The 9,797-nt window shown below is 59.9% G+C and carries 7 protein-coding genes; 1 reads left to right on the top strand and 6 read right to left on the bottom strand.

From position 1 onward, the window contains the following. On the bottom strand, nt 1–338 hold a 338-nt coding region (locus ASD34_RS27510; protein ID WP_157609666.1), incomplete at its 3' end, for a hypothetical protein. A gap of 1,040 nt (nt 339–1,378) precedes the next feature. Here ASD34_RS27510 and ASD34_RS09590 point away from each other — a divergent pair. After that, nucleotides 1,379–3,136 (top strand): SIR2 family protein, encoded by a 1,758-nt coding sequence (locus ASD34_RS09590; RefSeq protein ID WP_056576150.1) that lies wholly within the window; start codon nt 1,379–1,381, stop codon nt 3,134–3,136. A 25-nt stretch (nt 3,137–3,161) separates the two neighbouring features. Here ASD34_RS09590 and ASD34_RS09585 read toward each other — a convergent pair whose 3' ends face one another. The 5 genes from ASD34_RS09585 to ASD34_RS09565 all read right to left on the bottom strand — a co-directional run bounded on the left by ASD34_RS09585 (nt 3,162) and on the right by ASD34_RS09565 (nt 9,775). After that, nucleotides 3,162–3,737 (bottom strand): hypothetical protein, encoded by a 576-nt coding sequence (locus ASD34_RS09585; RefSeq protein WP_056576148.1) that lies wholly within the window; start codon nt 3,735–3,737, stop codon nt 3,162–3,164. Beyond that, nucleotides 3,734–4,876, bottom strand: a complete 1,143-nt coding sequence (locus ASD34_RS09580) for a DUF3883 domain-containing protein (RefSeq protein WP_056576144.1) — start codon at nt 4,874–4,876, stop codon at nt 3,734–3,736. Before ASD34_RS09580 ends, ASD34_RS09585 begins: the two co-directional genes overlap by 4 nt. Nucleotides 4,877–4,997: 121 nt before the next feature. Then, a complete protein-coding gene (locus tag ASD34_RS09575) occupies nt 4,998–5,963 on the bottom strand; it encodes a PD-(D/E)XK motif protein (protein WP_056576141.1) in 966 nt (321 codons plus the stop codon). Further along, complete coding sequence (locus ASD34_RS09570) at nt 5,964–8,234, bottom strand: Z1 domain-containing protein (RefSeq protein ID WP_056576138.1); 2,271 nt, start codon at nt 8,232–8,234, stop codon at nt 5,964–5,966. It abuts the gene before it with no gap. After that, nucleotides 8,231–9,775: an ATP-binding protein gene (locus tag ASD34_RS09565; RefSeq protein WP_056576256.1), complete on the bottom strand. Its 1,545-nt coding sequence runs from the start codon at nt 9,773–9,775 to the stop codon at nt 8,231–8,233. The genes ASD34_RS09570 and ASD34_RS09565 overlap by 4 nt, the downstream gene beginning before the upstream one ends. Nucleotides 9,776–9,797: the final 22 nt, after the last annotated feature.

Below are 9,797 nucleotides of genomic sequence, written 5' to 3'. Positions count from 1 at the left end.
GGCTTCCACCCCTGGCTCATTACTTGATCGGCGCGGTGGCTCACTTCTACTTCGGCGCGGACAGGCTTCGTGAAATCGCGTCGCCATCTCGTCGCCAATTGGGGATGTTCCGTTTTACCGATTGCGGTGATGTACGCCCGCAGCGCCGTCAGGTGATTGCGAAGTATCTGGGTCGGGTCTGATGCTCGGGTTTCGCGTCGAACGCGCTCCTCGTGAAATGTGATGAGTTGCTGGTATGTTGCCGCCATTTGCGCTGATGGCGAGCCGATAGTTGAATGGACTCCGTTTTTGAATCCCGTTATCGAATAACGGAAAATCTGCAAGTCGTTGATTTTCATGAACTTCTTTCGAATGTGTAGCCTGTACGCTTAAGAGGCAGAAGTTCAATGAATCGTTATTCAGGTCGGCTCGTCGCTTGGGAAGTTGTTGGTCTTCCTATAGCGATTCGTTTTAAACGAGTCCTCAGGGATATCGGGCCTCCTGCGCGATTTTGCGGCGATGCCACGACGGGCTGGCCCAAATCAATCAACGGAACGTGGCGTTGGGCTTGAGGCCCGCGAGTCGAGCCGGGCGGTCAAGACTGCTTTCGACGCTATGTACCCGACCTTGTCGTTTGGCGACGCAAGACCACAGGGCCGCGTGACTGCGAAATCGTTGTCTTGAAGGCGACTTGTTCGTGCCGACTTCACAGCCTTTGAAGTTCGTGGGTGGACTGACTGCAGGTAATCGAAGAACCGAAAGCGGCGTTACGGCGCAGGCATAGCTGCATCGCTCAACGTGTAGCGAGTCCTGGCAGCACCCAATCTGTCTAAAGCGCTTTCTAGCTGGACCGCAGCATTGAGAAGTATTGGCCCGCCGTGACTGCGTCAAGTAGCGCTAGTACTGAACGCTCCTTTGCCGGGGCAGCCTTTCTTGGTCGGCTAAGTCCGATAAGCTATCTTCAACAGCAAGACAGGATGTCGAGGATGGCCATTGCCTACTTTCATATGGAGAACGGGGACAAGCGTCCTTTCGTCATCCGCCTAGAGAATGACGAACTCAATGCCCACGCGCGGCATCTGATGGCTGGCACGATGACGAGCAAGTCTCGCGTTCAAGGGACCATCGTTTCAAATCTGGACGACCACAACCCTGGCTGGAGCTTTCACCCTCGAACCCGCCTCCATCGCGTTCTTCGACTACGCCATGGAGGCGTGCGACGCAGCTTCGCGCCATGTCGAAGAGCATTTGGGCGAAGTTGGTGGCCCTTTGCTTCCCGATGCCCACTGGTGATGCCCCTGGGGCTCGCATCTGACCGCAGAGGTCACAGAGTTTTTTGCACCGGGCAGTAAAGCAGAAGACGTTCTCTACGCTCGAGTAAACCAGCGCACAAATACTCATGATTGACCCAATCGACTCACTTGCCTTCTCGATGCACGCCAACAAGGGGGTGTTTGCCGTCCTCCTCGGTTCTGGAGTCTCTCGGTCTGCTCGAGTCCCTACCGGCTGGGAGGTCACCATCGAACTGGTGCGAAAGGCGGCTGCGCTCCAGGGAGCGAACTGCGAGCCGGACCCCGCCGCTTGGTTCCTGCAGACGACCGGCAAGGAGGCAGACTATTCGGCTTTGCTGGACGCGGTGGCGAAGACGCCTGCAGAGCGGCAGCAACTGCTGCGTAGCTACTTCGAGCCCACAGATGCCGAGCGCGATGAGGGCGCCAAGATGCCGACCAAGGCGCACAGAGCTATCGCGGAACTCGTGAAGCTCGGCTACGTCCGAGTCGTACTCACCACCAACTTCGACCGCCTGCTGGAAGTGGCGCTGAACGACGTCGGCGTGTACCCCACGGTGCTAAGCACGCCCGACCATATCGAAGGGGCACTGCCTCTCGTTCACACCGGGTGCACCATCGTCAAGGTTCACGGCGACTACCTGGACACGCGCATTCGGAACACGCCTGAGGAACTTTCTGCCTACCCAGAGCAGTTCAACCGTCTCCTTGACCGCGTGTTCGATGAATTCGGCATGGTCGTAGCCGGGTGGTCCGCGGACTGGGACGAGGCGCTTCGTTCAGCGATGACGCGCGCCCCATACCGACGCTTCTCCACATACTGGTCCAGTCGAGGTAAGCCGAGCGCGAAAGCCGCTGACCTCATCGCTAGGCGAGGCGCAACCCTCGTCAACATTGAAGACGCTGACTCCTTCTTCCACCGGTTGGCCGAGAAGGTCAAGTCTCTGGAGGAGTTCTCCAGACCCCACCCCCTGTCAGCGGCCGTCGCCGTGGCTTCGCTGAAGCGGTACCTGTCAGAACAGAAGCATCGAATATCTCTCAACGACCTGGTCAACGGCGAAATAGCGCAGGTCGCCTCCCACACAACTGGACCGGGGTTTGACGTCAATGACCGGGAGGTCTCGGGTCAGAGCGTGCTGAACCGCCTGCGGGCGTATGAGGCCGTCGCCTCGACGCTCATGCAGATGGCGTTCGTCGCCGGTCAATGGAGTGAAGGGGAGCAACTCCGTGTTTGGGAGAGAGCGCTGACAAGTCTTGCGACCCGGCGTGCCCAAGGTGGTGTTGTGCTTTGGAGTGAGCTGCAGCGCTATCCGGCGACGCTGCTCTTGTACGCGATGGGCATGGGTGCAGTATTGGCCGAGCGTTGGGAGACCCTCCATCGGCTGTTTTCTGTCCACGTGGGACGAGAAGGGCGAGAGGACAAACGCGTCGTGGAGGTTGTGCCGATTTGGGGCCTGTTCGAACTCGGCGCCGACGCCATGAAGGTGCTGCCAGGCCGGGAACGCGAGCACACGCCTCTGCAGAATCACATTGAAGGTCTGCTGCTTGACTTGGTCGGGGCCCACTTCGACTCACCGGCGGCCTTCAGCTTAGTGTTCGACCGCTTCGAGGTGATGGCCGCCCTAGCCTACGCTGCGCCCCAGGTCGCACGCTCGCAAACGGGCGAGCGGTATTGGACGCTGCCCGGCGCCTACGGCTGGCGCTCAGACAATCGGCAACGCATTTTTCAAGAAGTCTCGGACAGTTTGACCTCTACAGGAGACGGTTCGCCGTTGGTTACGTCCAGGTTGGTCGGCGCAACGGCGGAACTCGGGCAAGCCAACCTGAAAGAACTTCAGCAGTTCATCCCTCAGTTCCGATGGCGTTAGCGACAGCGGGCGTTCAGCGGCCGCGTCAAAGCGGTGGCTGATGCGGCGTCCAGCCAAGTCGCTCTTCAAAGGCCGTTCGAAATGTAGTACGAACCTGCAGCGGCGCCTTGCGCACGTACTCCTCGGCTTGCGCGAATACCGCGGGCGGTCTTGAGCGCAGGTAGTCCACCGCCTCCCTAGCGGAGGTAGGTTGTCGTCCATTCTCGTTCATGAACTTGGGGCCCAATGCTGTCCACAGCACATGGTCGAAGCCTTTGTTTCTCGCCCACGCCGCGATGGTGCCCCCGCCAAGACGCTTGTGCTCGTCAGGTCCCGGCCAAACGCCCACCCCTCCCGGCAAGCACCCTTCCCTAACCATGAGTGCCTCACGAGCGTCTTCCAGGCTTTCGTAGTCCAGGAGCACCCAGAGCGACTGAACCTCGGGAACGCCTGGTGTAACGACCAACGTCAGACGCCCCTTGCCCTCGTCCGACGTCCGCGTGAATTCCAAAGGGAGCATCGGGCCATCTAGTTGCCAGCCGCCGGCCGTCCGCAACTCTTTCGGCTGCCAACACAACGAACCCCAGCCCAAACAGGCAATCTTCGGTGACGTGGACGTCATGACATGAGCCTCCTGAACGACGCGCGATAGTCCATCGGTTCGAGGTGAAGCTGCTTGGCCAGTTCTCCTTGCAGCATGTACAGCCTCGGCGAGGTGCGAAATTGAAAGACGCGGTAGAGGTGAAAGGCAGGACCGACCTCGTCGGCAAAGTCGAGTTCGTTGCGACTGATGACGAATGACGAGGTGTACGACCCGTTCGTCGTCTTCACCTCGATAAATCGCTGCTGGTCGGCCTCGTCGAACGAAAGGATGTCGTAGCCAAGCCCATCGCCCACTCGGTCGGCCACCCAGTCCACACGCGCAAAGAGTTCAGCTAGGCCCGCCCGATGCAGCCGCTGCTGTTCGTACTCCAGCACCCACTGCTCGCCGGCGCGCCCGAGCTTGCGGTTGTTCTCGTCTCGCGCCGCATAGTCGACCTTTCGCGGCAATCGCGTTCGTTTCACCGCTAGCGCTGGCTTTGCCACCAGTTCCAATGCGGGTGCTTCGACGAGCACTGCCTTGAAGGTCTTCTGCGCTGGAGTCTTGACCTCTTCCATCGCATCGACGATGCGATGAACCAGTTCCGAATGCGCCAGAACGAACTTCTGGACCTCCTGACGCAGCAACAGCTGCGTGTTGCCGCGTGGCTTATAGCCGGAGATGAACGGGAGGCCCAGTACACTGAGCGCCGCGCTCACGTTCTGGTGCTTCATCTCTACTGAGCCCTTGCTGCGGTCCTTCAGCGTCTCGCGCAGCAAAGCGTTTCGCTGCGACTTGTTGTACTTCTCCTGACGAGCCTCCAGCAGGAGCATGTCGAAGTAAGCTGCGACCGTGTGGCTCACCTCTTCAGCGGACCAGTCGTCGCCGACCTTGACCGTCTCGTAGCCCAGCAGCTGCAATCTGGGAACAACGGTGGAATCGCCGCCGGAAAAGTCCGCGGCCGTCAGCGGGCCGACTTCCGGATGCTCAAACCCGAAGGCTGCGCCAACAATGGCCTTCGAGTCCGCAAGCTCACCTGTGCGCGGATTTCGCACGAGGTAGTCGCGAGACTTGCCGAAGCCATACCGCCTTAAGAACCCCGCTCTGCCTAGGTCGCCGTACTCATCCAGGGCGGCCTGTACTGCAGCGGGGCTTCGTAGGCGAGAAAGGTCTGATGCCAAGGTGTAGCCCCTCTAGCTCAGCGCCTCAACGAGCGCCGATAGTTCGTTGTTTTGACAGGATGCGATTTGTGGTCCACATCTGCTACTTAGCGCCTGTTCGATGCGTGCAACCTACCGACCGCTAGCTGAAGAGCGAATCGAGGACGGTCCTGGGATTGCCGAGAAGCGAAGTGGGCACAGCCGAGAGGTCAGCACGAAAACGCACGGCAGTGATTCGCGGGTTGCTCGGCTTATCGGGCGCGGGTACGTCGCCCATGGCATAAACGGCCAAACTGCGCTCAGCATAGGACGAATCAAATCGCCGGTCCAGCCGCTCCGAGAAGTCACTTCCAAGCGCGGCCGCGATGCTCTCCCAAAGCTTTTGTCGCAACCGCGGCTCGTCTGCGACACCGGATTCAATCTCGTTGGCGAGGTCCATGATGCCCACGCCACCGCCCTGAGGCTGTAGCAGTACCGAAACGACGTACCCTGCCCCGCCCAGCGGCGACTGTAGTTGTTCCAGGGCGAACTCATGCTGGCGCAACTCTCTAACCGCGGCTTTCACCTCAAGGCAGCCCGACGGCCAGGAGAAGTCAAAGCGCTCGAACTGGTCTGCGTGCCAGGCGCTCAAGGCCCGGGCCATGTTCTTGCTTTTGGCAACCACAAAGAGTTCAGCCCACAGGCCGGTCACCTCTCGACTGCTTGGCCGACCGAGCGAGCGAAAGAGGTCTAGAAGCGACTGCAGGCAGCGCTGCAGGTCCGAGGTTCCCACTGCGACCGGCAACTGTTCGACGGCCGCCGCAAGGCATCTGACGAACACCTCGTGGAGTTCAGGAACGCTTGCGTCGCAGGAAATGACCGCAAACTGGTCGTCGACCGAACCGCCGGCAGTAGTCACGCGACAGGTGCTATGGAACTGGACGGAGACATTCCTGAGTTCAATGGCAGGCGAGTAGCTCGCTGGACTTGAGTCCTTCAGAAGGAACACCGGGCCGCCGTCGCTTCCTCTGGCGAGGAAGTCGGCGCGAGGGCCGGGCAACGACAGAGCCGAGAAATCTGCGGCCGACGTGGCAGGCTGCAACGCTTGGAACGAGGCAAACAGGTTCACTCAGCTACGCTCCTCGATGAGCAGCGCCTTGCGCAACTTCGATGGAACATTCAGCGCAAACCAGGTTACATCCCTGACGTCGGCAGTACTTTGGTCTCGCTGATGAGTACCTAAATCGAACCGGCGTAGCTGCAGGCTGATGCGGTCCTTGAAGCAATGGTCACGGTCGTTGACCCCGGTTCCGGCACTCTGGCTGAAGTATTGGTTGATGGGCGCGTAGCGATGGGTCGCCGGAAGGCCATGGCCGGCAATGCGGGTGCGATAGCCAACGGGCGTCTGAAGCCGGTTCATCAGAAAGACGTCGACCTTCATTGTTTCGTCCTTCGCGAGCATCGACGCCAATGCAATCAACATCGCAGTGTGCTCCTCGGAGTCTCGCGCGTCACGCACACGGACATCGAGCATGAAGTCTTCGAGCACCGCCCGCAGCGGAACGGCTTCGATGACGTCATGCGGAGAGCTTGTCGCGCCAGGAAGAACCGTCGCAGCGTTGACTGGTTTGCCATAGGCCTGAGCCCACTTGGGCACAACCAAAGCCAACAACGTCCGATTGTCGGCGGCCGCGTCGTCGTCGTTTTGCATTGCAGCCGGAACCAGCCAGCCGTTGACTGGAATCCGACGAGTGCCCAATCCCACGACGTTCGCTCTTGTGGGCTTCAAGAGGTCAGTGAGAAGGAAATCTCGGCGCCAGTTGGAAAGCGGTTTGCCGCGATTGGCGGCCAGCGCGCCCCGCACGAACTCCTCGTGCTCGATGTACTCGGTGAAGGCTGCCTTGACGGTGGCTTGAAGGTATATGCGGCACAAGCCCAGGTAAGGCGCTTTGTAACCAAAGAAGCGAGCTCGCTGCTGCAGCGTGTCGGCCGCCGGCGAAGTTCCAAGCGGGCGCGGCATGTAGGTGGTGCATAGCCCTTCAACCGTGTAGCCCCGGTCGAGCTTGGCACCGCCGACCAGCACCCAGTACCGCGTGGCCTTCCAGTTGACCTTCTCCTCGGCATCCTTGGTGCCGTTGATTTCGACGACGTTGAGTTCGTCAAACACCTCATCCACAAGTTCGGCCGTCAATTCGGAGAGCGGTCGAATGCCAGGGAAAGTCTCGAGCAGCGAGTCGTACTCGTTCTTGAAGAGTGCTTCAGCCGCGGCAGGATTGCCGGCCTGAAGCTTCTCCATTGTCGACTTGAGCGTTCTCAGACCCTTGTCGAGCCACATCTTGTACTGCTTGTGCGAGGTAGTGGTGACTGCCGGATGCACCATCATCGACCGGTTTCGGTCCTTTGGCTTCGGCCCTCGCTGGCGCGTCAGTGAGTGATGCGCCGCCACCAGCAGGAATGACCTGAATGCCTCAAGCAGGGTCTTCGGAGGACTGGTGAGAGCACGCGTCGGCGTCGGAACCTGAGCTGGCGGAATGTCCACGACGAGACCAGGGGCCCCCGTGAAGAACGCCATACCGCCTGTGTACGCATTGCCGGGGGTGACCAGTTCGGCGAAGTTCGGGTTCAGGAAATCCGTCTGGGCCAGCAACAGCATGGCCTGCGGCGTGGCGGTGTACTGCAGGTACGAGTGATGTGGCAGCACTGCCCGCAGCGTCAAGATGGACTTGTAGGTGGTGCTGACGTCGGTAATAGCCGCCAGGCCCGCCTTGATGCGCGCTGCTTTGGTATTCAGGCTGGCCTGGTCGCTCTCGTCATCGATGATGAGACTAGGTACTGCATCGAGGTTAACGCTCTTCAGGACATTGGCAAGCTTCTCGAGCCAGCCACCGTGCTTGAGAACCGTGATGAGAACTGCCTTCTTGGTGGGCTTCCTTCGCCAAGCTGCAACTCTGGTTTCAATCTGGGCCTTGTGGCCCATTGTCGGATTATTCAGGTGATACCAATGGTCATCGCCATCGTCGATGCCGAAGTCCTTCTTCAGTCGTTCCTCGGACTGGTCAAGGAGGTTGTTCTTGGTACCCGCCAGCACGATGACGACGCCGTAGCCGTTGTCGCGTGCCAAGGCAATGACCGTCTCGAACGACAGCGTCTTGCCGCTCTGCACGTAGCCGGCGACCAGGCCGGTCTCAGAGGCACCGCTTTCCGATGGCGGGAGGCATCGTCCAAGGATGCGCTGCGCCTCCTGCAATACCGACTCCGGCCCCACCGTCAGGTCGTCATAGCTCGGGCCATTTGGGTCCCGAGACTTGCTTTCCAAAAAGGCGTGAGTGAATTCGCGTTGCTCAGGCACCCAACGGAGCGGTGGCTTGATGGTGTTGAGCACTTTGATTGAGGCGGTCATTCGTTGTTCAGGGCAGCGTGACTCAAGGCGCCGCGCATTAGCTGGTTGAAGTGGAGAAGCACAACCTCAGGGGCTTGCGTCGTGTAGTCCTCTGCAAGCACCAGCGAGACGCAAACTGCTGTTGCAACTCGCAAAAACAACTCGATGTTCTCGTTGTTGGCGCCAAGGAACTCGCTCGAGAATGGGTGCGCAAGAGCAAGTTCAACGACGAGTCGTCGGGTGTCGACAATGTCGCCGGGCTGAGGGTCTTGCTTGGCCAGCGAAACCCAGTCCTCCCGCGCCGGGTCGACGGACGTGCGAATGGTGATGACCCAGTCGTAGTCTCCATCGTTGATGCAGACAATCCGCTCGGACGACTGCAATGCGCTTGGCACCAAGGTCTGCGGCAGAGCGAGGGCTTCAGTTGGATTTACCTTGGCTTCGACGAGGACCGGCGCCACGTCATTTTCGATGTAATGCGCGACCGCCTCCGTGGCCGCGGCGGCTCGAGCCTCAATGCTCTTCTTCGATGGAAGCGCCCGGTAGTTCTCCGCTTGGGCCAGCAGGTTTAGCGGCTCTTCCTCCAGCTTCTCCTTCAGCAGTTCAAGAAAGACGTCTTCATACTCTTCCCAGCGAAAGCCGTCTTTGGTGTGACTGACCTCAAAACCTTCGACGTGCAACTCGCCGAACAGGCGCTGATAGGGGTAGCTGTTGGTCTGCTTGAAGATAAAACTTGGACGGTAGGTTTCGTCGTGACTGCCCTCAATGAGGCGCTTGCGCCGGAACAGTGCAAAGCCGGCGAGTGGCGTCGAGCCCGTCTCACGCAAAGCCGCAAAGCCCGTCACTCGCTGTCCCTCGCCAAAGTCCAACTCTATGTCCTTCCGCCATTCGACTGGACCCGCATCGGCGCCTGGGGCCGGCGCACCGGGGGAGGTGTATTTTCGCGCCTTCAGGACAGGGACTGCGGCGTACGCCAATGGGTCCCCGTTAAACTTGAGCACCATCAGGCCTTCTCGAAAAAACACGCGATAGATGCTCGCCAGGTGCTCCTTGATTTTTCCGAGCGTGCGCCCCTGTGGGACGTGGTGAAGGCCGCGCAGGGTGACCACCGTGTAGTGGGCCGACGGATTGCCGACGTCCCGGGCTTCCGTATTCAGGCTCTCAATCTTGTTGTCGACGATATGGCGAATGTCGAAATGAATCGTCCGCTCAAGAGACTCGCCGAAGGCCTTGGTCCGAACGCTCCACTGCTCCGCAAACCAGCAAGCCGCGCTCTTCATGCCCATGCCAAACTCGGACAGGCCCGTGCGGTCCGTGGGTACTTGAGCTGCGCGGAAGGCCCGCGGGAAGTCCGCCGTCGAGATGCCTGCAGCGTTGTCACTAACGACGATGAGGCCAGGTCCCGCCGTGTCGATGCGAACATCGACTTCAAGGCGGAAGTCAGGGCCGTGCATGGCCTCCAACGCCTTTTTATTCGCTAAGTAACTCTGCAGGGCGTTGTCGATGAACTCCGCTATGGCGAACCACGCCTTGTAGTTCAGGTGACGTAGCACCGAAAGCATCGTGACCTCAGGCCGAATCTCA

The organism is Variovorax sp. Root473, from assembly GCF_001426505.1.
Classification (GTDB): Bacteria; Pseudomonadota; Gammaproteobacteria; order Burkholderiales; family Burkholderiaceae_C; genus Variovorax.
This window is presented reverse-complemented; position numbering and strand designations above follow the sequence as displayed.